Here is a 24,917-nt window from a genome sequence, read left to right as displayed (position 1 = left end):
ACCTAAAAAATAAAAAGAGAGGATGGTTCACACCATTCTCTCTTCTTTTTGGGCACTAGCCTAAAAAGCTGGCTGCTCGCCGGAAGACATGCTTAAAGCCTCCATCAACAGCATCGCCTATAGTAGGCTTCCCAATAATTGGAAACGGTTGCTCGTGCGAGTGGGGAAAAGCAAAATCCACCATCTCAATATTTTTACTGCCAATGCTTCTAAAGAAGGATGACACTCCCGTAGGTGGGATCACCTTATCTTTTAAAAGCGAGATGGCATACACCTGTCCTTTAAATTTCGAAAACATATCGCATCGAAAATCTTTTAGCCTATCCATGTTGAGCATTGAGCGAAAAGCCATAGCAAATCGGTTATCCGCTATAAACACCCCCAGCCGTGTCTGACGAGCAGATTCTTTTTCAAACTCATCATTGTAGTAGCTGAAAATTTTACTAAAGGATGCCTCGTCCATTATCATCTTAGAAACGCCATTCATGTCGTTAAAAAAGGCACCGCCGCAGAACATGAAAAGTCTTGAATTCGAGACAATGTCGTTTGGGTTGGCAATAAAAAGTATCTGGGAAAGAAATGCCCCAATTGAGTAAGCAAAAAAGTCAACTTGGGCATCACCCTTAACGTACGGAATGCTCCCCATTTGAATTTGTTCTAGCAGGCTAACGAGATCGATTGCGCTCTGATAGCCCGATGTAAAAAACCTCAATGGGTCGGACAGCAACCTCCGGCTAAGCGCGATGTTAACAAACGAGGAACTATCGGCTTTGCCATACCTCTGGTTGCAGTCGTTGAGCACCGAAAGCATCGCCCGAGGGTCTGCCCATTCCTTGGGAGCCCTATTTATATGGTACGATATTGGAAATAAAATAACCGCGCTATTGGTAGACCTTGCAAGCTCATCCGCCCAGGGCATGTACTTCATCCAGCTGCGCTCGTTTAGCCCATGCAGCAGCACGATTACCTTATCGTACTTTTTTTCGCCGTTGGGCAAAAAAATGGGGTAGGTGAAGTTGCCGTTTATATCATCGGAATCGGACAAAACGTCCTCCTCCTTGTTAGCGTTTAGCAAAACATCGGGATGGTTTGGCAGCTGAAACCGCTCGATCTTGCCGGAATGGAAGCTTAGGGTGCGAATTTTAAGATCGGCATTAGCAAAATCAACGTTTCCGTTGACTAGGATGTCAATTTTCTTGAAACTATCTAAAGCACTCGTGTACCCCATATCGCTGACGATTAATTTACTAGTTGCAAAGGTAAGGCATCGGTAAGCATCCGTCAACTTTATGGGCTGACGGCAAGGCGGCTGGGGCAAAATTGGGGATATAGGGGTAAGATTGCCGAATATGGGGTGAAATTACAGGAACAATGAGCGTGCTTCTCCCGTATTTTGTATTTATGCCCGAGAAAAATTACATTTGCTAGACAGAGAATAGAAGGCAATACCGATGGTGGATCTACAAAAAACGATACCAAGCTATATTACCGACAAAGGGAATATTGTTAGACTAATATTCTTTACGGCAGCTTTTGCTCTTGTGTTCATCAACATTTACTCTCCTTTTGGAGTAGAGACCTGGTACAACGTTACCCCGCTGCAGCTATTCTTCTACTCCAGCTTGGTTATCCTTACAGGGGTGCTCGTGGTTGTTGCAAGCCGCGTGCTCATGTACCAGATAAGCAAAGCGAGAACGCTGCTGCTGTGGCAGTACCTGCTGTGGATTTTGGCTGAGATAATCTTCATGGCGCTATTCTACACCCTGTACGAATCGGTAATTCTGCACGAGAAAAGGGGCATCCTCGAGCTAGCCAAAGTCTCAATTCAAAATACGGCGCTCATCATTCTGCTCCCCTACTCGGTTCTTTGGTTGTACTTTTCGTGGAAGGAGAATAAGGATAAGCTGGAGGCGCTTATTCAGGGTGACGCCCCCTACGATGCCACCAAGATGGTTGCGTTTCACGATGAAAAGGGGATTCTACGGCTCTCGCTGAAGGCCGAGAACCTTATCTACATAGAGGCGGCCGACAACTACGTAAACATACACTACTACAACAAGGGGAAGGTGTCGAAGTTTATGCTCCGCAACTCGCTAAAGAGGCTAGAGGAGATGTTTGCCAGCTCCGAGATGGTGCGCTGCCACCGCTCCTACATGGTCAACTTCGGGAAGGTGAAGATTATCCGGAAGGATAAGGATGGCCTTAGGCTCGAGCTGGATGTGCCCAATGCCCAAGACCTCCCCGTATCAAAATCGTACGTCGAAAGCGTGATGGCAACTTTCGGAAAGTACTGCCGCTAGGCGCCCTTCGCGCCCAGTGATTTCGCTTTTAAAAATACAGGCTCAGCATTTTGCAGAGGCGATGACTTTATAAAGAGAATTTACCTCTCTTATCTGTTCTTTTTGAAGGGCAAAAAGAACGAAAAACCCTTGGCACAAATTAACTCGCTCGGTCGCGGTGGAATGTCGCCATATCAAATGATTGCTCCTAGTCCTTTCATTGCTGTTGCGCTAATTAGCGTTGTAGCAGCTCCGCTCGCTCAAACAGAATTCGTGCCAGTCTGGTATGGCTGCGCCATGGTATTTACGGGGGAAAGCTAACCTACTCAAGTACGCCTGTCCGCCGTTGGTTAGCCATTCTTCTATTATTTGTTTGATTCAAATTGCAAAAGTTAAACCCCTGCCTTCGCGCCAACGATGAGGAATAGCGGATAGCGACGGCCGTTCTCCCGCTTCATCTCCATAAACACGTCGGAATGGGTTACCGCGAGGCCTGCTGCCCCGAATGCTTGGGCCAGCTGCGCAAGATCGAACCCGTTGTGACCCTCGAAACCCGCGCCATGGAACGAGCCATCCTCGGAAACGAGGTCGACAATGGCCAGCTTTCCTCCTGGTTTTAGGAGCCCAGAAAAGCGGGCAAGAATAGCCGCGTAGTCGGGGATATGGTGCAGCGTCATGGAGGAGAATATCAGGTCGTAGGCCCCGCTAAAGGAGGTATCCGCCGAAAGGTCGACGTTGCAAACCTGCGCATTCGGGAGCTGCTGCTGCGCTAGCTTGGAGGAAAGAACCTCCAGCATCCCCTCGGAGGTATCGATAAAGGTTGCCGTGCCAATCTTCGCGAGCAGCTGCAGCCCCACCAGCCCGGTACCGCACCCGTACTCCATCACATCCATCGAAGGATCGAGCGTCACCGCACCCTCGATGGCGGCTGCTACGCGCTGCGCCTTTTTCACCCGCTGGGGCGTATCCCACTCGGCGGCTCTTGCATTAAAATCGTTCATGTCCATACTCAGCAACGGGGTTAGCCCGAATAGTTAGTGCGCTAAGGTAGCAATTCCCAAATTTTAGTGATGCATTGACTTCGGAGCGGGATCAATTCCTAAATTTTAGTGATGCATTAACCTCGGACCTGGATCAATTCCCAAATTTTGGGGATGCATTGACCTCGAAGCTGAATCAATTCCTAATTTTTGGGGATGCATTACCTTCGATGCTGAATCAATCCCCGAATTTTAAGGATGCATTGACTTCGGAGCGGGATCAATTCCCAATTTTTAGGGATGCATTACCTTCGGAGCTGAATCAATCCGTAAATTTTAGGGATGCATTGACCTCGGAGGTGAATCAATCTCCAAATTTTAGGGATGCATTGCCTTCGGAGCGGAATCAATCCCTAAATTTTAGTGATGCATTGCCTTCGATGCTGAATCAATTCCCAAATTTTAGTGATGCATTACCTTCGGACCTGAATCAATTCCTAAATTTTGGGGATGCATTGCCTTCGGAGGTGGATCAATTCCCAAGTTCTAGCGGATAATGCGCTCCACCCCTCCCCCATCTGCTTATAAAAGCTAAACCAAAAACATTTGCGCCTCTCCCATGTTTTCCCCCACAAAATTAAAAGAAGGAGGACCACAAGCCATGGGAAAATGCGCATGCCAAACAAGAACCACCGCTAAAACCGATACCCCCAAGAAGCGCTGCGGCTGCAACTCGAAGCAGCCCCTGCTAGCCAGCAACCCCGCAGCGGCCATGCAGGCGGCAGGGCAGCTGGCCGACATTTGCCGAATTGCGCCCGAGGAGCAAGAGCACCTACACCAGGTTGTTCGTGTTGACGAGCTCCCCAACGCCACCTACCTAATTCGCATCGAGAAGAAGGGCCTCGAGCCTAGAAGCGGCCAGTACATGGCGCTAAGCGTACCCGGCGATATCCAGACGCGCCACTACTCCATCTACAGCGGCGAAAACGACGAAACGCTCGATTTCCTGATAAAGGAGGTTGACGACGGGATAGTATCCGTTAAGCTGCACCAGTTTAAGCCCGGCGATAAGGTGCTAGTAGAGGGCCCGTGGGGGCATTTTAGGGTAAGGCCCAGCGATGTTGGCACCAAGAGGTTCCTGTTCGTTGCCTCGGGAACCGGGATATCGCCATTCCACAGCTTCATCAAGTCGTATCCAGGCCTAGACTACCAGCTGCTACATGGCGTGAGGTACGGCAACGACCGCTACGGGATGGACGAATACCCAAAGAAGCGGTACGTAGCCTGCACCTCGCGCGACGGGGAGGGTGATTTTCGGGGCAGAGTTACCGACTACCTAAAGGCCAACCGGGTTGAGCCTGGTACGCTCTGCTACCTCTGCGGGAATAACCAAATGATTGAGGATGCCATCGCCATCCTTCAGTCGCAAGGAATAAAGGAGAGCGAAATCTATACGGAGATATTCTTTTAGCCCGGCCATAAGTTCCATTTCTGCAGCGGCGGAGAGGTGCTCGCGCACCTTTTCGCCGCTTTTTCGCCAGCCAAGGCCACACCTTAATAAAACAATCGATTTAGCGCCTATCCCCTTTTAATTTTGAAGTCCAACCTGCACATACAGCTCATCTCAATAACCGACATCAATAAAATTCTTGTTTTTTAGCACTTTACAGTTCGCTTGCAGACAACCTTCCACCGTTAAGTATAGCTATAAAACAGCGCATTGCCGAACATCGGTAAGCAGAAACAGCTATCATTGCATCCGTCATAACGAACAAAGAGATGAACAAGTCCCTACAAGTAACAAGTTGGTTTTACTTTTTTTACTACTTCTTTTTTTACGAAAGAGGGGGCTTGGCTATTGCGCGATAAGATCGACACAAAAATAGAGCAAGCCCCAGCAATGGGGCTTTTCTTTTTTTAAAACCATAAGCAGATGCAAAACGTACAAAACATAGAAACAACGAGGGCAGAGCAGCAGGTGCGGTTACGTTCGCTATTTAGCGCTTCGTATTTCTACTTTTTCTACTACTGGAGAAAGAAGGGACTTTTATGTGCGTGCTAGCATCAGAATAGCAACACCGAGCATAAAGGTCCCACACGCGTGGGGCCTTTTTTTATATCCGACCAAAAAGACAAAAACAAATGATACTAGAGTACGAATCGCCATTAAGAGTAGCCATACAGGGGGTAAGAGGGGCCTTCCACGAGATCGCCGCAAGAGAAACCCTTGGTAACGATATCATCCCCGTAGAATGCCTAACCTTCCGCGAGCTGGTTGCCGCAACCGAATCGGAGAAGGTTGATGCCGCTCTTATGGCCATCGAGAACTCCGTAGCAGGCGGCATCCTGCCCAACTACGCGCTGCTCCGCAACTCGGAGCTGCAGATTGTCGGCGAGGTTTACCTGCGCATCGTACAGAACCTGCTAGCCCTACCCGGCGAAACGGTAGAGTCCATCAAAGAGGTGGAATCGCACCCCATGGCCATACAGCAGTGTACCGACTTCTTGGGAGAGCATCCCGAGTGGAAGATCATCGAGTCGGAAGACACCGCTCTTAGCGCACGTAAGATATCGGAGGGTGAAATCCGGGGAAAGGCAGCCATTGGCTCGTCGCTAGCTGCCGAGCTGTTCGGGCTTAACATCCTTGCTCCCGAAATAGAATCGAACAAGGAGAACTATACCCGCTTCCTCATCCTTACAAAAAAGGATGGGAAGATACGCAACACCACCTCCAACAAGGCCAGCATCTGCTTCTCGGCCAAGCACGAGCCAGGAGCCCTAGCCGACATCCTTAAGGATATTGCCGACTGCGGCGTAAACCTTTCCATGCTCCACTCCCTGCCCAAGGTTGGGGCTAAGTGGGAGTATATCTTCCACGCCGACCTTGTGTACGATAGCTACATGCAGTACCTACAGGCCGTGAAGACGCTCAACGAAACAGCCACCTACTTTAAGGTGCTGGGCGAATACCAAGCTGGATCAGAAATATTTTAATGCATAAGAAATAGCAACACCATGCACGTAAAACCATCGAGTAGGATTGGGAAGGTAAGCGAATACTACTTCTCGAAGAAGCTAAAAGAGATTGACCAGATGAGGGCCAACGGCACCAAGGTCATCAACCTTGGCATTGGCAACCCCGACTTGAAGCCTTCGGCCGCAATGATTGAGGGCGTTTGTGAAACCAGCCGAAAGAGCGGCGTCCACGGCTACCAGAGCTACATTGGCAGCCCCGTTCTTCGCCAGGCCTTTGCCGATTTCTACCACCGATACTACGGCGTGACGCTAAACCCATCCAACGAGATTCTTCCGCTAACGGGATCGAAGGAGGGCATCATGCACATCTCCATGGCCTTCCTCGACGAGGGCGACGAGGTGCTGGTACCCAACCCCGGCTACCCCACCTACACCTCGGCCACCAAGCTGGCTGGTGGCGTTCCTGTGGAGTACAACCTCACCGAGGAGAACGGGTTTCACCCCAACTTCGAGGAGATTGAGCAGCGCGATCTATCAAAAGTAAAGTTGATGTGGGTGAACTACCCCCACATGCCAACGGGTGCTAAGGCTACGAGGAAGCTGTTCGAGCAGCTGGTGGCGTTCGGCAGGAAGCACCAGATACTCATCTGCCACGACAACCCCTACAGCTTCATCCTAAACAAGGAGCCGCTAAGCCTGATGGCCGTTGAAGGGGCCAAGGAGGTGGCGCTGGAGCTCAACTCGCTAAGCAAGTCGCACAACATGGCCGGATGGCGCGTGGGGATGCTGGCAGGAAGCGCCGAACACCTTAGCGCAGTGCTCACCTTCAAGAGCAACATGGACTCGGGTATGGCCCTGCCCATTCAGATGGCCGCTGCCGCTGCGCTGAGCGCCGACCAGAATTGGTTCGACAGCATCAATGCCGAGTACGCCAAAAGGCTGGTGCTGGCCGAGGAGATTGCCCGAAAGATAGGCTGCAAGCTACCCAAGGAGCATTCTGGAATGTTCCTATGGATAAAGATTCCCGACAGCGTGGAGAGCGCCGAGGCAATGGCCGACAAGATCCTCTACCAAAAGGGCATCTTCATCACGCCGGGATCGATCTTCGGATCGAACGGCAGCCGATTCCTGCGCATCTCGCTCTGCGCCGATGAGGCAACCCTAAAGGAGGCCGCCGATATACTTAGCACGTTTAAACTAGAGGAGTAACCTCCTCGTTAAGGCTCTAAGTTTTATCAGGGCAACTCCCCTCCTTCTTAAGGAGGGGTGCCCGTAGGGCGGGGAGGTTCGAAATCATATAATAGATGCAAGTCAACCACCCCCGGCTGCGCCGACCCCTCCTTAAAAAGGAGGGGAATAGCACCGAATAAAAGTTCGCAAAACTATTGAATTTATAGCCTCTAGTTGCGATCTCAAAAAAAGAAAAGAACGAAAAATGAACATTACAATAATCGGATTAGGCTTAATTGGAGGATCGATGGCCATCGACTTTAAGCATATGGGGCATCGGGTGCTAGGCGTCGAAGCCAACCCCTTTCACCAGCGCGAGGCCATGGATCTTGGGCTGGTGGAGCAATGCCTCCCGCTCGATCAGGCCGTAGCACAGTCGGACGTGGTGGTGGTTGCCGTACCCGTAGGAGCAACACCAGCCGTTATTAAGGAGGCGCTGCAGCATCTTCAGGCAAATGGCGTTATCTTTGATGTTGGCTCGACCAAAAAAGGTATCTGCAAGGCGTTGGAGGGGCATCCTCGCCGCGAGCGGTTCGTTGCCGCCCACCCCATTGCAGGAACCGAGTACAGCGGACCGTCGGCAGCGCACAGCGGCCTATTCTACCGCAAGTTGGGCATCATCTGCGATAGGCAAAAAAGCGCCACCGATGCCGTAGACTGCGTGGAGGACCTGTTCGTGCAGCTGGGCATGGAGCTCAAGCGCATCGACTCCGACGAGCACGACAAGCACCTGGCCTACGTGTCGCACATCTCGCACCTATCGTCGTTTACGCTGGGGCTTACAGTGCTCGACATCGAGAAGGACGAGCGTTCGATCTTCGACATGGCCGGCAGCGGTTTCGCCTCAACGGTCCGACTGGCAAAGAGCTCGCCCGAGATGTGGGCGCCCATCATGCTCGAAAACTCAGAGCACCTGCTGGAGGCGCTCGACAGCTACATCGACAACCTCAACAAGTTTAAGGAGCGCATCCTTAACCGCGACGAGGAGGGGCTAAAGGAGCTGATGCGCGAGGCCAACCGAATTAGAAGGGTACTGGAGAAGAGAAGTTAAAGGAAGAAGCACAAGCCCTGAAAGGGCTAGACTGAAATTGGCGAAAAGCAAGGTGTTAGACGAATGGAGTAGATTAAGAAGCAACCACTTCGAGAATCTAGGCAGAGGCAGAAGATACTACGTAGAGACGTTGCACTGCAACATCTCTACCTCCCGGTAACCCTGACAGGTTTTGAAAACCTGTCAGGGTTACGACCCGAAGATTGGCTCACCGGATATAAGGTTACCAGACCAGTCTTAAGGAGGCCTCTCAGGATTAAGCGAAGATGTCTAACATCTAAAGTCTTAAAACGTAATGAAACAAACAAAAACATCATACAATGGCAGCAAACGAGCTTAAAGATTTGATTCCAATGACCGAATGGTTACCGGGAATCAAGAGACCGCTAATCATCGCAGGACCTTGCAGCGCCGAGAGTCCCGAGCAGCTAATGGAAACCGCAAAGGCCATTAAGGCCCTTGGCCAGGTGGATATCTTCCGCGCTGGCATATGGAAGCCCCGCACCTTCCCCAACAACTTCGAGGGGGTAGGCAGCATCGGCCTAGAGTGGCTTCGCGAGGTGAAGAAGGAGACCGGTCTACCTGTTGCCACCGAGGTAGGCTCGGTGAAGCACGTGTTCGAGGCCATCAAGTACGGCGTCGACCTCATCTGGATTGGCGCCCGCACCACGGCCAACCCCTTCGCCATGCAGGAGATCGCCGAGGCGCTTCAGGGGGTAGACATCCCCGTGCTGGTGAAGAACCCGCTTAGTCCCGATCTCGAGCTGTGGGATGGGGGCATCACCCGCATCTACGCAGCCGGCATCCGCAAACTCGGCGCCATCCACCGCGGCTTCTCCACCTGGGGCAAGAGCGACCTGCGCAACACCCCCCACTGGCAGGTACCCATCGAGCTAAAGCGCATCCACCCCAACCTGCCCATCATCGGCGACCCCAGCCACATCTGCGGAAACCGCACCATGATTGCCGACATCGCGCAGCGCGCCATGGATTTCAACCTCGATGGGTTGATGATCGAGAGCCACTGCAACCCCGACGAGGCGTGGAGCGATGCCAAACAGCAGGTTACCCCTGCCCGATTGGGCGAGATCCTCAGCGGGTTGAAGATGAAAACCGAGAGCACCAGCGATGAGAAATTTATTCGTACCTTAGATGAGCTCCGCTCGCAGATCGACATGTACGACGACCAGATCCTAAACATTTTGGAAGCCCGCATGAAGATCGCCGAGAAGATTGGCCTCTGCAAGAAGGAAAACAACGTGAGCATCCTGCAGACAGCCCGCTGGAGCGACATCATCAACAAGATGGTTGAGAAGGGAGCTGGCAAGGGGTTAAGCGATAAGTGTATCTCCGAAATCTTCCAGTCGATCCACGAGGAATCCATCAACCATCAGATTAACGTAACCAGAGACTAAAGGACAATGGTAGAGGTAAAAGTTAAGGGCACCTACGCCGATTCGTCGATCCTTGTCGGCGAATCCATCACGAGCATCTCCAAGCACCTCCCCGCATCGGGGGTGTTTGTGCTAACCGACGATAAGGTGAAGAGCCTTTACGGAAAGCACTTCGAGAGCCACCCAACCTTTACCATCGGGCAGGGCGAGAGTAACAAGACGTTGCAAACGGTGGAGCAGATCTACCGCTGGCTGCTCGACAACGACGCCGACCGCAGTTCGTTTATCCTAGCCGTTGGCGGCGGCATCGTGTGCGATGTGGCGGGCTTCGTAGCCTCCACCTTCATGCGCGGCGTTCGCTTCGGCTTCGTCTCCTCCACCCTCCTCTCGCAAGTCGATGCCAGCGTTGGCGGTAAGAACGGGGTAAACCTCGAGGGCTTTAAGAACATCGTTGGATGCTTCAACCAGCCCGAGTTCGTGATCTGCGACCCACAGATGCTCCTCACCCTCGACGAGCGCGACTACCGCAGCGGCCTTGCCGAGGTGGTTAAGCACACCCTCATTGCCGATGCCGCAATGTTCGCCTACATCGAGCAAAACGCAGACAGGCTGCTGGCCCGCGACGCCGAAGCCATCAACCGCGTGGTGGAAAACTCGGTTCGCATAAAGGCTAATATTGTTTCGATGGATGAGCGCGAAAAGGGCGAACGCCGCAAGCTCAACCTCGGGCACACCTGGGGGCACGCCGTCGAGAAGTTAACCCACCTACCCCACGGCGAGGCGGTAAGCATCGGGATGATGTTCGCCGCGCAGCTGTCGGCACAAAAGGGATTGATGAGAACCGACGAGGTGCAGCGGCTCAAGGCTCTGCTCGAAAAGTTGCAGTTGCCCATATCGGCATCGTTCGATAGAGAAACCGCGTTCGGCTACATGCTAAAGGATAAGAAGAAGGAGAAATCCACCATACACTTCGTGCTGATGGAGGGCATCGGCAGCACCCGCGTGGAGCCGCTTAGCACCACCGAACTGCAGGATTGCTATAAAAAGATGGAGGCCGCGCTATGATCTGCATCAGCTACGGCACCATCGCCCTAAACGACCTACTCGAAAAGTTAAAGACCACCCGCATGGCCGAGATTCGCATCGACCTGCTGGGGCTTACTAAGGATGAGATAGCAGCGGTATTCCGCTCGCACCCCAACCTCATTGCCACCTGCCGCCCCGATACGATGGGTATAGATGCGCAACGCGAGCTGCTGCTCACCGCCGTCGAAAGCGGCGCAGCCTACGTAGATGTGGAGGTAGAGGCGCCATCATCCTTCAAAAAGAAGATGGTGGAGGCCGCTCACGCCAAGGGCTGCAAGGTTATCGTATCGTACCACAACTACACCGAAACGCCCAGCCGAGAAACGTTGCTAGGCATAATGGTGGAGATGGTGGACGATGGTGCCGACATCCTGAAGCTTGCCACCATGGCCAACAGCGCTGCCGATGCGGCACGCATCCTATCGCTCTACGAGAATCCGATAAAGCCGATGGTGGCGCTGGCAATGGGCGAGGCAGGAAAGGTAACCCGCATAGCCATCCCGCTACTGGGAGCACCATTTACCTTTGCCGCCCCCGAAGGTGCAGCCACCGCGCCCGGCCAGCTAACCGACATCGGAATGAATACCATCTATAAAACTATTGGCCATGAAGAGTAAGTTGATGGCCGTTTTTGGCAATCCCATCCTGCACAGCAAAAGTCCGCTGATGTTTAATGTGCTCTTGGGCGAGAGCGGCTTCTACACGCGCATCAGGGTACAGTCGGGCAAAGATGTTGCCGAGGCAGCACGCCACCTGAACCTTGCCGGAGCCAACATCACGGCACCCTTTAAGGAGGATATCCTTCCCTTTGTTGATGAGCAATCGGAGGAGGTAACCATGATTGGCGGCGCCAACACGCTTGCCAACAACAACGGCCACCTCACCGCCTACAACACCGACTGGTACGGCGCAACGCAGGCCATTAAGCAGAGCGGGCTATCTTTAAAAGGATTGAAAGTGGTACTTCTTGGGTTGGGCGGAGCAGGAAAAGCCGTAGCCTACGGGCTGGTTAAGGAAGGTGCCGATGTTACCCTTGTAAACCGGACGGCATCGAAGTCAGTAGAAGTATCACGCAAGCTAGGCTGCAGAATGGGAAGGTTAGAAGAGCTGCCAATACTCATTGCTGATGCGGAACTCTTCGTATCGGTGCTAAGCCCATCGGCAAAGATTCCAATCAGCCATCTACCTAAAGGACTTTGGATATTCGACGCCAACTACCACGCATCGGCGCTGGTAGAGATGGCAAAAAAGAACGGCAATCCAGTAGTAGACGGTAGCCAGTGGCTGCTACATCAGGCGGTAAAGTCGTACGAGCATATCTTTGGCACAACGCCATCGGTAGAGGTGATGGAACAAGCGCTTGAACAGCCCCGCAGCACCAGCATTAAGGTTGTAGCCATCTGCAACGTGGCAGAATCAAAACAGATTAGCGAAGAACTTTGGGCTGCACCTAAAGTAGATGCAGAAAGCATCATAAACCTACATCAACCCGATTTGGTAATTTACACACCAACGCTAAGCATTAGCGAGGTTGAAGAAATCTATAATGATGAAAGAAGTAAAGCCTTCGGAAGTTAAGGGAACCGTATGCATCCCTGCATCGAAAAGCGTGGTGCAGCGTGCCGTTGCTGCGGCAATGCTGGCGCGTGGCACCTCCATCATACACAATCCCAGCACCTGCAACGACTGCTTGGCGGCGCTCAACATGGCCCGTCAGCTGGGTGCAACGGTGGTTGAGGAATCCAACAGGTGGATCATTTCGGGAGATTTTCGTCCGAGCAACACGGAGCTATCGTGCGGCGAGGCGGGCTTAAGCATCCGCATGTTCACCCCCATCGTTTCGACGTTGGCTACCAAGCAGACGCTAACCGGACATGGTTCGCTTACCACCCGACCAATGGGAGGGCTTGAAGAGGCCATCAACCAGTTGGGAGCATCGTGCCAAACCACCAACGGGTTGCTTCCCATTACCGTTCAAGGTCCGATGATGGGCGGCACTGCCAACATCGATGGCTCGTTGAGTTCGCAAATACTTACTGGGCTGCTAATGGCTGCCCCGCTTGCCAAGCAGGATGTTACCCTCAACGTAGCCAACCTCAAGAGCCGCCCCTACATCGACATGACCATTGAGGTGATGCAGCAGTTTGGCGTGGAGGTGGAGAACGACAGCTACCAGCACTTCCGAGTAAAGACAAATCAACAATATAAGCCCTACGAGCTACGTGCCGAGGGCGATTGGAGCGGTGCTGCCTTCTTCCTAGTTGCCGGGGTGATTGCGGGTAAACTACGGGTGGAAAATTTATCGTCAGCCTCCAAGCAGGCCGATAAGGAGATTATTGCGGCTATTAAGCTAGCAGGAGGTAAGATTACCGAGGGCAACGGCTTCTTTGAGGTGGAGAAATCGCCACTAAAAGCCTTCTCGTTCGATGCAACCAACTGCCCAGACCTATTTCCTCCGCTTGCCGTGCTGGCCGCCGCTTGTAAAGGAAGAACGCTACTGAAGGGCGTATCACGCCTAACGCACAAGGAGAGCAACCGCGCCTTAGCCATCCAGAACGAATTTGCCAAGGCGGGCATCATTGTAGAAATTGAGGGCGACGAGATGTATATCAAGGGAGCAACGCCCCAAGCCTGCACCATGGAGTCGTACAACGACCACCGCATGGCGATGGCTGCGGCAACGCTGGCGCTGATTGCATCGAAACCTATTGGCATAACCACGCCGGAATGCGTTGCCAAATCATACCCAGAATTTTGGGAGCATCTGGAGAGTGTGATGGAACACTGATAACGCTGATGAAACAGATTCTCACAGATAATCTATTAACCACAAAGGGTACAAAGAACACAAAATCTCTGTGTCCTCTGTATCTCCGTGCCTCTGTGTTTCTTTTCTAAAGTCTATAATCTATCATCTAATATCTACAAAGAAATGAACTCATTTGGAAGACTGTTTAGGGTAACCATATTTGGCGAGTCGCACGGCGCATCGGTGGGCATTAACATCGACGGATGCCCAGCAGGCATTGCCCTCTCGGAGGCCGACCTGATGGCCGACCTAGCCCGTAGGAAAAGCGGCGCCAAGGGTACCACGCCACGCAGCGAGGAGGATCTACCTGAGATCATCTCGGGCGTATTCAACGGGCATACCACGGGAGCACCCATCACCATTATATTCAGAAATACCAACACCATCTCCAAAGATTACTCGAACCTTGTTACCTCGCCCCGCCCAGGCCATGCGGACTACGTGGCACAGGAGAAGTACAAGGGATACCAGGATTACCGCGGAGGGGGACACTTCTCGGGGCGCGTTACCCTTGGGCTCGTTGCCGCTGGGGCTATCGCCAAGGAGGTGCTTGAGGGCGTTACCATCGGCGCGAAGCTGGTATCGGTAGGCGGGCGTACCGACATCGATGCAGTGATCGACGAGGTGGTGGCTACGCACGACTCGGTGGGCGGCGTGGTAGAGTGCCGCGCTGCGGGGCTTCCCGTAGGCTGGGGCGAACCCTTCTTCGACTCGGTGGAGTCGGCCATAGCGCACATCGCATTTGCCATACCCGCCACCAAGGGCATCGAGTTTGGCTCGGGATTCGCCGCCGCCACCATGCGCGGCAGCGAGCATAACGACGCCATCATCACCCCCAATGGAAAGACCGCATCGAACCATGCGGGAGGCATCAACGGAGGTATCAGCAACGGAAACGAGCTGGTGTTTAGGGTGGCGATAAAGCCTACGTCGAGCATAGGGGTGGCCCAGCAGACCCTCAACCGCGAGACGGGCCAGGTGGAGGAACTAATGATTAAGGGGCGTCACGATGCCTGCATCGCCCTACGCGTACCCGTGGTGCTGGAGGCCGCTACGGCCATCGCGCTTGCCGATCTTTCGCTCGTAGCCAAGGCTTACCTGTAGGATTGCCTCGACGGAGGCATCTGCGACAGAGAAGGCGATATCTTCCATGAGGATGGAGGCATCGAACGAGTGGAAATCGACATCTACCATGTGGGTGAGAGCATCGGACGACTAGAAATCGACATCTACCGTGTGGGTGGAGGCATCGGACGACTAGAAATTGACATCTACCATGTGGGCGAAGGCATCGGACGACTAGAAATCGATATCTACCATGTGGGTGGAGGCATCGGACGGCCAGAAATCGATATCTACCGTGTGGGTGGAGGCATCGGACGAATGGAAATCGACATCTACCATGTAGGTGGAGGCATCGGACGACTAGAAATTGATATCTAACATGTGGATGGAAGCATCGGACGACTAGAAATCGATATCTACCATGTGGGTGGAAGCATCGGACGGGTGGAATTTGAGACCGAGCATGGAGACGCGTTTAAAGCGCATCACCACAAATGAAAAGCGCCCTTTTGGGGCGCTTTTTCGTTAACCAAATTTCTGATTTGCTAAAACAACCACGTTTTCAATCAGGATATATTCTGCTTCACAAGCCACATCGCAAAACGAGGTCGTGCGACTTGTACCTAGCTACTTGATACGACAGGGGGCTACCTCTCGCTGCTAATCAGGCTACGACCTGCGTTAATCAGGCCCTGTAGCGGAGCCGTAAGGTCGAGGCTGGGGGTCATTGCGCGGCTTGAGCCAAATGCGCTGAACGAGCTGCCTACAATCGAAGGCAGCTGGGCCATTTGATCCTTCACCGCGCTGGCGCTTGCCTTCAGCTCCGAGTAAACCTGCTTGTTGAGGTCCTGGGCTAGGGCTTCTTCGCCCAGCAGCGGCCTATAGCTGGTAGCCATCAGGCCAACACAGGCAAGAAACATCACCCCGCTGAATGCCGTTACAGCTAGCATTACTCGGTCGGTACGATTGGTTACAAGTGCTTTCATTGTTGATGGTATTAGCGGATTTTTATCGCACCCTAGATGTTGTGGTATTATGCACCCAGCCAATAGAGGATTCTTTGGACTGCGAGATGTTTACCCTACTGCTACCCTCTACATCAACCCCTGTCAGGATGGCGGTGTCGCCTAGAAGGATATCCCACGCCTTAACGTTAACGCCTCCCCTTAGGGTTGTCAGCGACTTCCCCTTGCCCACAAAGTGGAGGGATTTGGCCGTAAGGTCGCTCACGGACACCTCTGCCGTTCCCGAAACCTCGAAGGTTAAGCTGTCGGCGACCATGGCGTCGATGGTACAGAAGGCGCTATTGAGCTCAAATCTCTGGGCTCTTGGTAACTCTACAATAACTTTGTTGACACAGCTATCCGCCTTGGTAATGCTTAGGATGCCGCCTTGTTGTGCTACGTTAACGGTTCCCTTGCCGCTATTCTCCACCCATACGCTTGTCTTAGCCGAAGAGGTGAACTTAACATGAACATTGAGTTTGCTGTTGCCGTCGATGTGCAAGGTATGGCAAGGGTTAAAGGTGAGCTCCTTCATGCCAGACTTACTCTCGCCGACATCGGCGCTACGCTCGCTGGCCGTCTTAACGGTGCGCACCGCCTTGTTAACAACAACGGCTGTAATCACAACCGAAAGGGCTACAAATGATAGTATGAGGATATTGCTTGTTTTCATACGGTTGTATTATTTGGTAAGGTTAACCTTGTATTCGTTGTACATGTGGCTCAGCTCGTCGAAGCTGATGTCGAGCTGAAAGATGCTCTTGAAGAAGTTGGGGAGCGAGTCGGTGATGAACTCCTCGCGCAGCAGGCTCTTCACCCGCTGCACGGCATCCTCGGCCACGAAGTAGCCAATGCCCCTCTTGTTGTAGATGATTCCGCGGCTCTGCAGGTGCTCGAAGGCGCGCATGGCGGTGTTGGGGTTCACCTCGAGCTCTACGGCCAGCTCGCGGATGGAGATGATCTTCTCGTTGACCTTCCACTTGCCCATCATGATGCTATCGCACATGTAGTCGGCAATCTGGATGTATATCGATTTGGTACTGCTGAATTCCATGGCTACATGTTTTTAGATTTGCTTTTCTGATAGCCTGAAGTAGGCCACTGTCCAGAAGAAGGGAGGCAGAAGCCAAAGAAGGTATTTTAATCCTACCATTTCGAACTTCTCGGGTCCTAGGTCTAGATGAATACCTTCCGAGTGGTCGACAAAAGCACTAAGCCCTTCGTAGTTTATCCGGATGATGATGCCACCCACAGCAATAAGAATCCCGTAGAAGAGCACAATAGCAAGAGTTGTTTTCAGCAGGCTGCGCTTGCCAAACCAGATGGAGCCCAGCATGTACACCGACTGAACAATCAGGAAGGGACGGAAAGAATTGGCCATGCTGCCGGCATCGAACTCCAAAAAGGACTGCATCCTAACCAGCCCCGTGGCGTTTATGCCCGCGTAGAAGAGGCCATCTACCGCCAGAAAAATCAGGAAAAAAGCAATAGGGAATATCACCGAGGTGTAGAAGATGGCATTTAGCAGCTTTTCCAGCTGGGAAGCCGGTGTCGCAAGATAGGCCATACCTTTAATCTTACCCTTCGTTTCAGCGAAAGCCCTATCGGCATAAATAATTCCAAGGACAACGATTCCCACAATAAATACAACCTTTTGGGTCTCGGTTGAAATGCTTCCGGTGGTTGCTGCAAGCCCAAAGATTACGGCAAACACCGCAGCCAACCCTAGTATTTCGTAAATGGTTGACGATTTGCTATCGAGGAATCTCTTCCTTACAAGAAGTCCAAATCGGTTAAAGTCGAATATGTTGCTTTTCATGGTTACGGCTTATTTGTTGTTAAACACTTGTTGAATGGTACCCTTTTGCGCCAGCACCGAGTTGAAGAGGATTTCCATATCGAGCTTGCTGGCCTCGCCGTTGGCGTTGTGGAACACCCCGGTAAATCCCCGTAACGACGATTCTCCGTAGATAGCCGTAGGTGCCAGTTCGGCATCAACAGTCTTAAACACCAGCTTATCGGTGATGGCATCAACAGGTTGGTTAAGGGCAACCACGCCTTCGTCGAGCACGATGACGGTATCGATAAGGTTGTCGAGGTCTCGTACCTGGTGGGTGGAGATGATGATGCAGCGCTCTTCGGTTGCCACAGATGCTACAATCTTACGGAACTGGCTTTTCGAAGGGATATCAAGCCCGTTGGTTGGCTCGTCGAGGATAAGCACCGAGCAGTTAGTTGCCAACCCAAAGGCGATGATGGCCTTCTTCTTTTGCCCGTACGAAAGGCTCGACAGTTTCTCGTCGTACCCAATTTCGAACTCCCTAATGTAGTTCAGGAAGCTGCCCAAGTCGAATTTGGGGTAAAAAGGAGCAGTAGAAGCTACGAAATCGCGTATGCGCAGGTCGTTGGTGTGAATATCCTCCGAGATGTAGAAGATATCGCTCAAAAAGTTGGGCTCACGTTTTTTAGGTGTATACCCTAGCACCACGCAGCTCCCGAAGGTTGGGAAAAGCATTCCTTGGATTACCTTAAGCAAGGTGGTTTTACCGGCGCCATTCTTGCCAAGCAAGCCGTATATATGCCCTGCCTCGAGGCCTAAAGAAAGATCTCTGAAAAGCATCTTCTTTTTACTGTAGCCAAACTGCAAGTTTTTGATGTCAATCATTACTTATTGTTTTAGTGTTCTACTTTACTAGTACAATGCAAATATAGAACACTACTTTTTACTATCGCAATACTTTTGATATTTTTTTTGCTGATTTTTAAAAATATTTTATTTTTCACTGATTTTATGGATGATACGAATGCGTAAAATCTCCCCTCCCCCAGTAAAAAGACATCCGCAAGAGCAAAAAATGAGCTCTAGCAGGTGTATGAGGCACCTCATTTGCCCGCCTTTTCTCCCAAAAAAGATGAGCAGCAACAAGTTTTTCGCGAAAAGATTGTCTACTTAATTACATGCGCACGATTTACCAGCATTCCTTTTGGGCGAATCGTACCTTTTTGTTTCTTTGATCCATCATTAAACAAGAGGAAACTCAACAAGCTGTTATAAACATAAAACCGCACAAAACTGTGAAAAGAATTCTGATTATGGCTGCAAGTACCGCCATGCTTTTAGGAGGATTTGAGGGTAAGTCCCAAGACAATCCGTTCTTTAGCGAGTTTAAGACTCCACATCAGGTGCCCGACTTCCAAAAGATTAAGTTAGAGCACTACCTCCCTGCCTACCAAGAGGCCATTAAGCAACACGATGCCGAAATTACAGCTATCGTAAACAACAAGGCAAAGCCAACCTTCGAGAATACCATTGTAGCCCTCGACAACAGCGGCGAAATGCTAGGCCGCGTGGGCGGCACCTTTGGCAACATGATGGGCACCGATGGAGATAAGGCCATGCGCGACTTGGCTAAGCAGCTCACCCCGCTTACCTCTAAGCACTACGACGACATCAACTTCAACGAAGGGCTCTTTAAGCGCGTTGAGGCTGTTTACAACAATAAAAAGATTACCAGCAAGCTAAACACCGAGCAGAAGATGCTTCTTGAAGAAACCTACAAGGACTTCAAACGTGCAGGTTCTGGTCTTCCTGCCGATAAGGTTGCCCGCCTTCGCCAAATTAACGGCGAGCTGTCAATGCTGTCGCTTAAGTTTGGCGATAACAACCTTGCAGAAACTAACAACTTTAAGCTAGTTCTCGAAAATAGGAACGACCTAAAGGGGCTTCCACAAAGCGTGGTTAATGCTGCTGCCATAGATGCTAAAAAGGCAGGGCTAGAAGGCAAGTGGGTATTCACCCTGCAAAAGCCTAGCATGATTCCTTTCCTTCAGTACTCCGAAAAGCGCGACCTACGCGAGCGCCTCTACAAGGGCTACCTCAACCGCGGCAACAACTACAACGAGAACGACAATAAGGAGGTAATCAAGCAAATTCTTACCCTATCGAAGGAGCGTGCCAACATTCTGGGCTTCGAAACTACCGCCGACTACATCCTCGACGACCGCATGGCCAAGAACCCTGACAACGTGTACAAGCTGCTTAAGCAGGTATGGACTCCAGCCCTTGCTGTTGCCAAAAGAGAGATCGCTGACATGCAGGAGCTGGCTAAGAGCGAAGGCATGAACGAGCCTCTTCAATCGTGGGACTGGTGGTACTACTCCGAGAAGGTACGCAAAGCCAAGTACGACTTGGACGAGGAGCAGCTTCGCCCCTACTTTAAGCTCGAGAATGTTCGCGAAGGCATCTTCTACGTTGCCAATAAGCTTTACGGCTTAGAGTTTAAGAAGATCACCGACATCCCTGTACCAAACGAGGAGCAAACCGAGGCTTTCGAGGTTACCGAAAAGGGCAAGCATGTGGGCATCCTATACATGGATTACCACCCACGTGCCACCAAGCGCGTAGGTGCATGGTGCACCAGCTTCCGCCGCCAATCGAATGTTGATGGAAAGTATGTAACGCCAGTGGTATCTATCGTATGTAACTTCTCGACACCAACCGCCGATGCTCCTGCCCTACTCAACGCCGACGAGGTAGAAACCCTCTTCCACGAGTTTGGTCACGGCCTACACAACCTGCTATCGAACGTTCACTACAAGGGTCTTGCAGCAACCCAAGTTCCACGCGACTTTGTTGAGCTTCCATCGCAAATTGACGAGCACTGGGCATTCCAACCCGAGGTGCTTAAGGTTTACGCCAAGCACTACAAAACTGGCGAGGTTATTCCTGCCGAGCTAATTGCTAAGCTAGACAAGAGCGGCAAGTTTAACCAAGGATTTGCAACCGTTGAGTACATTGCTGCTGCAATTCTTGACCTCGACTACTACACCCAAAAGGATTTCAGCAACCTCGACATTAACGCATTCGAAAAGCAGTCGATGGATAACCTAGGCATTATTCCACAAATTGCGCCACGCTACCGTACCACCTACTTTAGCCACATTTGGGGTGGTGGATACTCTGCTGGCTACTACAGCTACATGTGGGCAGAGGTGCTCGATGCCGATGCCTTCGAGGCATTTGCCGAAAAGGGCATCTTCGATCAGGCAACGGCCAAGAGCTTCCGCGACAACATCCTCTCGAAGGGTGGCACCGACGATGCTATGACCATGTACAAGCGCTTCCGCGGTGCTGAGCCAAGCATCCAACCGCTGCTTAAAAACAGGGGCCTTAACTAGGTAAGCACACAATATCAATAAAAAAAAGCCTGACGTACTGTCAGGCTTTTTTTATTGTGCACCATTAAGGATATCGGGATGCTCGGCAATAAACGCTTCGAGCGACTTTTTAGCATCGTGGTAGCCAATCCAGAACATCTCCTCGCCCAACCGGATATCCGTGACCTTATACCTAACCAACTCGGCAGGTTCAATAAACAGATCGACCTGCCCCTTATCTATAAAAGTGTTTGCCCTAATCATCAGCCTTACCACGCGCTCCCACTCGGGCTCGTACATGCGGTCGTGGGCCGAGTAGTCCTCCATCGGGTTAACGTGCATCGCTATAACATACCGGCAGGCACGCCGGATGGGCGATACGGCGAGGTTCTGCATCACGCCCCCATCTACGTAGTGCTGCCCATCGATGAGGACGGGCTTAAACACCATGGGGATGGAACTCGATGCCAGCACCGGCTTCAGCATGTCGCCGGTGTGGAAGTAAACGTTTTGTCCTGTCTCGAGGCTGATGGCGTTTACCACTAGGGGGATGTTCAGCCCCTCGAAGGTGGTGCAGGGCAGATGGTGACGAAGGATTTGCAGCAGATCGCGCATCTTAAAAAGCAGATGCCCGTTGCGAGCCATCTTTATAGGGTCGGACTTGGCTGCATTGGGGCGAAGGCGGGGAAACCGCAGCAGTCGGATGCTGCCAAACACGTCGATCATGGCATCGGGCGTTTTACCCCCGGCATACATTGCGCCGGCAATTGCCCCTGCGCTGGTCCCCGAGATGATGCCCGTTTTTATACCTACCTCATCTAAAGCCTTTAGAAAACCGGCATGGGCAAACCCTCGCGCCCCGCCACCGCTCATTACGATGCCGACCTTATACAAGGGTGCCTCGCAGCAAAATAGGTGCTTGCTGCTATCGGATACGATGGTGATGCTGCGCGTGCTGCCGTTTTTCTTCATGCCTGAGGCCTTCTATTGGCCCAGACAAGTTACTCGAAGCGAAAACATAGAATCTTATGCATTAACGTTATCTTCTATTTTTTTTATATGTTTACAATATAATGTAACGACGTTGCATTAAGCTAAAACAACTGCAAACTTAATTCTCAAAACCAGTGAAAAAATTAGTCATTATTGCATTTGCTGCCATGGTAATTTTTAGCGCTTGTGGAAAAAAACAAGCAGACAATCCGCTACTGGGGACATACGACACCCCATTCCAGGTTCCACCTTTTGATAAGATCAAAACGGAACACTACCTGCCATCCTTCGAGGAAGGTATTAAGCAGCACGATGCCGAAATCAAGGCTATCGCCGAGAACAAGGAGGCCCCAAATTTCGAGAACACCATCGTGGCTCTAGACACTAGCGGAGCACTCCTTAACCGAGTAGCTTTAGTATTCTTCAACCTAAAGTCGGTAATCTCCGACAAGGAGATGCAGGAGGTTGCTGGCAAGGTTGCGCCAATGCTCTCGAAGCACTCCGACGACATCACCTTTAACAAGCCGCTGTTCGAGCGCGTGAAGGCGGTGTACGACAAGCGCCAGTCGCTGAAGCTGAACACCGAGCAGAACCGCTTGGTGGAGCTTATCTACAAAGATTTTGACCGTGCCGGTGCCGGCCTAGACAAGCAAAAGCAGGATCAGCTGCGCAAGATCAACGAGAAGCTATCGCTGCTAGGCGTGAAGTTCTCCGACAACCTGCTGGCCGAGAATGCCGCCTTTAAGCTGGTACTCGACAAGAAGGAGGACCTTGCCGGGCTGCCTCAGGGCGTGATTGACGGCGCTGCCACCACCGCCAAGGAGCAGAAGATGGATGGCAAGTGGGTATTCACCCTCGACCGCTCGAGCATCACCCCATTCCTGACCTACTCGTCGCGCCGCGACCTGCGCGAGAAGATCTACACCGCCTACCTCAACCGCGGGAACAACAACAACAAGAACGACAACAAGGCCGTTATCAAGGATATCCTTAAATACAACCTCGAGCGCTCGAGGCTGCTTGGCTTCAACACCACCGCCGACTACATCCTCGACGTGAACATGGCTAAAACTCCAGCCAACGCGTTTAAGCTGCTCCACCAGCTGTGGAAGCCAGCCCTTGCCGTTGCCAAGAAGGAGCTTGCCGATATGGAGGTGCTTGCCGCTAAGGATGGCATCAAGGACTTTAAGAGCTGGGACTGGCACTACTACGCCGAAAAGGTGCGCAAGGCCAAGTACGACCTCGACGAGGAGCAGATTCGCCCCTACTTCAGCCTCGACAACGTTAAGAAGGGCATCTTCTACTGCGCCAACAAGCTCTACGGGCTAGACTTTAAGCAAATCGACAACGTACCCGTTTACCATAAAGACGTGGTTGCCTACGAGGTTACCGAAAAGGGCAAGCATGTGGGCATCCTGTACATGGAGTTCTTCCCCCGCGAGAGCAAGAGCGGTGGCGCATGGTGCACCTCGTTCCGTCCGCAGACCAACATCAACGGGAAGTTTGTTGCCCCAGTGGTATCCATCGCCTGCAACTTTACCAAGCCAAGCGGCGACACCCCTGCCCTGCTGAGCATGGACGAGACCGAAACCCTCTTCCACGAGTTTGGCCACGCGCTTAACGCACTTCTCGCCAACACCACCTACTACAAGACCGGCGGCGCTATTCCTACCGACTTCGTAGAGCTTCCTTCGCAGATCAACGAGCACTGGGCGTTCGACCCCGAGGTGCTTAAGGTGTATGCTAAGCACTACAAGACCGGCGAGGTTATCCCTGCTGCCCTTGTGGAGAAGATGAATAAGAGCGACAAATTCAACCAGGGCTTTGCCACCACCGAGTACCTGGCTGCATCGCTTCTTGATATGTCGTACTACACCCTTACCAATATCGACAACCTCGACATCAACAAGTTCGAGAAGGAGACGCTGGATAAGCTAGGGCTGATCCCACAGATTGCGCCTCGCTACCGCACCACCTACTTTGCCCACATATGGGGCGGCGGCTACTCGGCCGGCTACTACGCCTACATCTGGGCTGAGGTGCTGGATGCCGATGGCTTTGAGCTCTTCAAGGAAAAGGGCATCTTCGACCCCGCTACCGCCAAGAGCTTCCGCGATAACGTGCTCTCGCAGGGCGCTGCCGACGATGCTATGGCCATGTACAAGCGCTTCCGCGGCGCTGAGCCTAGCCTCGATCCACTTTTGAAAAACCGTGGACTAAAGTAGGCCGTCTGCCTATCTAGAATATACTCGAAGCAGCAGGGAGCAATCTCTGCTGCTTCCTTTTTTATGCGCACGCCACATATGAAGGGGCTACCCCGAGCCCCATCAGCTCGCAGCAGCACCTCCTCGGCCAATCCCCCTACCGAAATGGCCTACCCAACACCTCTGGCAAGCGATCCCTAGGCCAGAAAGTGCTTCCCGACATGTTCCGCGAACGATCTTCCTTCCGGAAACGACCTCCGTAGGCTGCTATATTCAAATCAACCGGTAGTATTTAAATATTGCAGGATAAATATTCACTTTACACCGAATAATTTAAATATTGCGGTATCAATATTTGAATTACAGCAGAAGAAAACAATATTGCAGCGCAATATTCAATAATTCCAGTAGAATTTAAGTATTGCAGCCTCCGAAAGCCACAACCGCATCGCAGATGAACCTCCAGAGGCCTACGCAGGGGCATCTCGGTCCCCGGAGGAACGACCCAAGGCCTCCGAAAACCACGACGCGCAGCCAGATGGTGCACTGTAGAGGTCGGCCAGCGCATTCGGCCTCCCAGATAGCCCGAGGAGCTGTTCGTCGTCGGTTAATACCCTGGGGGTAATTAGTCATAAACTCTTCGGCGCGCCGGACGACCCTGCCGAAATTGTAGCTACTTTTGTGGACTT

Annotated in this window: 22 protein-coding genes; 14 read left to right on the top strand and 8 right to left on the bottom strand. The window is 52.0% G+C overall.

The features are described from left to right. Positions 1-55: 55 nt before the first annotated feature. Positions 56-1,228, bottom strand: a complete 1,173-nt coding sequence (locus ACHZA1_RS12130) for a DUF6051 family protein (protein WP_320052144.1) — start codon at positions 1,226-1,228, stop codon at positions 56-58. 223 nt (positions 1,229-1,451) lie between these two features. Here ACHZA1_RS12130 and ACHZA1_RS12125 point away from each other — a divergent pair, with 223 nt between their 5' ends. Further along, the gene (locus ACHZA1_RS12125) at positions 1,452-2,300 is read left to right on the top strand and encodes a LytTR family DNA-binding domain-containing protein (RefSeq protein WP_320052143.1); all 849 of its coding nucleotides are present in this window, start codon (positions 1,452-1,454) and stop codon (positions 2,298-2,300) included. A 371-nt stretch (positions 2,301-2,671) separates the two neighbouring features. Here the strand turns inward: ACHZA1_RS12125 and ACHZA1_RS12120 are convergent, their stop codons facing one another. After that, positions 2,672-3,286: a class I SAM-dependent methyltransferase gene (locus ACHZA1_RS12120; protein WP_320052142.1), complete on the bottom strand. Its 615-nt coding sequence runs from the start codon at positions 3,284-3,286 to the stop codon at positions 2,672-2,674. 634 nt (positions 3,287-3,920) lie between these two features. Between ACHZA1_RS12120 and ACHZA1_RS12115 the strand changes: the two genes are divergently transcribed. From ACHZA1_RS12115 to ACHZA1_RS12065, 11 genes are all read left to right on the top strand, one after another. Beyond that, a complete protein-coding gene (locus ACHZA1_RS12115; protein ID WP_320052141.1) occupies positions 3,921-4,730 on the top strand; it encodes an FAD-binding oxidoreductase in 810 nt (269 codons plus the stop codon). Between the two features lie 671 nt (positions 4,731-5,401). Then, positions 5,402-6,253, top strand: coding sequence for a prephenate dehydratase (locus ACHZA1_RS12110; protein ID WP_320052140.1), 852 nt, complete (start codon positions 5,402-5,404; stop codon positions 6,251-6,253). Positions 6,254-6,274: 21 nt separating this feature from the next. Next, positions 6,275-7,444, top strand: a complete 1,170-nt coding sequence (locus ACHZA1_RS12105) for an aminotransferase class I/II-fold pyridoxal phosphate-dependent enzyme (protein WP_320052139.1) — start codon at positions 6,275-6,277, stop codon at positions 7,442-7,444. A 157-nt stretch (positions 7,445-7,601) separates the two neighbouring features. Continuing rightward, entirely contained in the window at positions 7,602-8,516 is a 915-nt protein-coding gene (locus ACHZA1_RS12100; RefSeq protein ID WP_320054915.1) for a prephenate dehydrogenase, read from the top strand. Between the two features lie 320 nt (positions 8,517-8,836). Further along, a complete protein-coding gene (locus ACHZA1_RS12095) occupies positions 8,837-9,931 on the top strand; it encodes a chorismate mutase (RefSeq protein ID WP_320052138.1) in 1,095 nt (364 codons plus the stop codon). Between the two features lie 6 nt (positions 9,932-9,937). Then, positions 9,938-10,975: a 3-dehydroquinate synthase gene (aroB, locus tag ACHZA1_RS12090; protein WP_320052137.1), complete on the top strand. Its 1,038-nt coding sequence runs from the start codon at positions 9,938-9,940 to the stop codon at positions 10,973-10,975. Continuing rightward, positions 10,972-11,613 (top strand): type I 3-dehydroquinate dehydratase, encoded by a 642-nt coding sequence (locus ACHZA1_RS12085; protein ID WP_320052136.1) that lies wholly within the window; start codon positions 10,972-10,974, stop codon positions 11,611-11,613. Before aroB ends, ACHZA1_RS12085 begins: the two co-directional genes overlap by 4 nt. Then, complete coding sequence (locus ACHZA1_RS12080; RefSeq protein WP_320052135.1) at positions 11,603-12,574, top strand: shikimate dehydrogenase; 972 nt, start codon at positions 11,603-11,605, stop codon at positions 12,572-12,574. The genes ACHZA1_RS12085 and ACHZA1_RS12080 overlap by 11 nt, the downstream gene beginning before the upstream one ends. Next, the gene (gene aroA, locus ACHZA1_RS12075) at positions 12,543-13,784 is read left to right on the top strand and encodes a 3-phosphoshikimate 1-carboxyvinyltransferase (protein ID WP_320052134.1); all 1,242 of its coding nucleotides are present in this window, start codon (positions 12,543-12,545) and stop codon (positions 13,782-13,784) included. The genes ACHZA1_RS12080 and aroA overlap by 32 nt, the downstream gene beginning before the upstream one ends. Before the next feature lie 144 nt (positions 13,785-13,928). Then, positions 13,929-14,909 carry a chorismate synthase gene (locus tag ACHZA1_RS12070; protein WP_320052133.1) on the top strand — a complete coding sequence of 327 codons (981 nt, stop codon included), beginning with the start codon at positions 13,929-13,931 and terminating at the stop codon, positions 14,907-14,909. 69 nt (positions 14,910-14,978) lie between these two features. Continuing rightward, the gene (locus tag ACHZA1_RS12065; protein ID WP_320052132.1) at positions 14,979-15,248 is read left to right on the top strand and encodes a hypothetical protein; all 270 of its coding nucleotides are present in this window, start codon (positions 14,979-14,981) and stop codon (positions 15,246-15,248) included. A gap of 269 nt (positions 15,249-15,517) precedes the next feature. Here the strand turns inward: ACHZA1_RS12065 and ACHZA1_RS12060 are convergent, their stop codons facing one another. From ACHZA1_RS12060 to ACHZA1_RS12040, 5 genes are read right to left on the bottom strand one after another with little or no spacing between them, the layout of a single operon-like run. Then, a complete protein-coding gene (locus tag ACHZA1_RS12060) occupies positions 15,518-15,856 on the bottom strand; it encodes a hypothetical protein (protein ID WP_320052131.1) in 339 nt (112 codons plus the stop codon). 22 nt (positions 15,857-15,878) lie between these two features. Further along, a complete protein-coding gene (locus ACHZA1_RS12055) occupies positions 15,879-16,547 on the bottom strand; it encodes a hypothetical protein (RefSeq protein ID WP_320052130.1) in 669 nt (222 codons plus the stop codon). Positions 16,548-16,556: 9 nt separating this feature from the next. Beyond that, a complete protein-coding gene (locus ACHZA1_RS12050; RefSeq protein ID WP_320052129.1) occupies positions 16,557-16,928 on the bottom strand; it encodes a GntR family transcriptional regulator in 372 nt (123 codons plus the stop codon). Between the two features lie 12 nt (positions 16,929-16,940). Next, positions 16,941-17,693: a hypothetical protein gene (locus tag ACHZA1_RS12045; RefSeq protein ID WP_320052128.1), complete on the bottom strand. Its 753-nt coding sequence runs from the start codon at positions 17,691-17,693 to the stop codon at positions 16,941-16,943. A gap of 9 nt (positions 17,694-17,702) precedes the next feature. Continuing rightward, positions 17,703-18,539, bottom strand: coding sequence for an ABC transporter ATP-binding protein (locus tag ACHZA1_RS12040; protein WP_320052127.1), 837 nt, complete (start codon positions 18,537-18,539; stop codon positions 17,703-17,705). A gap of 410 nt (positions 18,540-18,949) precedes the next feature. On the opposite strand from ACHZA1_RS12040, the gene ACHZA1_RS12035 reads away from it, so the two are divergent. After that, complete coding sequence (locus ACHZA1_RS12035) at positions 18,950-21,052, top strand: M3 family metallopeptidase (protein ID WP_320052126.1); 2,103 nt, start codon at positions 18,950-18,952, stop codon at positions 21,050-21,052. A gap of 51 nt (positions 21,053-21,103) precedes the next feature. Here the strand turns inward: ACHZA1_RS12035 and ACHZA1_RS12030 are convergent, their stop codons facing one another. Beyond that, positions 21,104-22,003, bottom strand: coding sequence for a patatin-like phospholipase family protein (locus ACHZA1_RS12030; protein ID WP_320052125.1), 900 nt, complete (start codon positions 22,001-22,003; stop codon positions 21,104-21,106). A gap of 188 nt (positions 22,004-22,191) precedes the next feature. Here ACHZA1_RS12030 and ACHZA1_RS12025 point away from each other — a divergent pair, with 188 nt between their 5' ends. Further along, a complete protein-coding gene (locus ACHZA1_RS12025) occupies positions 22,192-24,249 on the top strand; it encodes a M3 family metallopeptidase (RefSeq protein ID WP_320054914.1) in 2,058 nt (685 codons plus the stop codon). Positions 24,250-24,917: the final 668 nt, after the last annotated feature.

Source organism: uncultured Acetobacteroides sp., from assembly GCF_963667355.2.
In the GTDB taxonomy this organism is placed as follows: Bacteria; Bacteroidota; Bacteroidia; order Bacteroidales; family ZOR0009; genus Acetobacteroides.
Note: the sequence above shows the minus strand (reverse complement) of the source record. Positions and strands in the feature narration are given on the sequence as shown.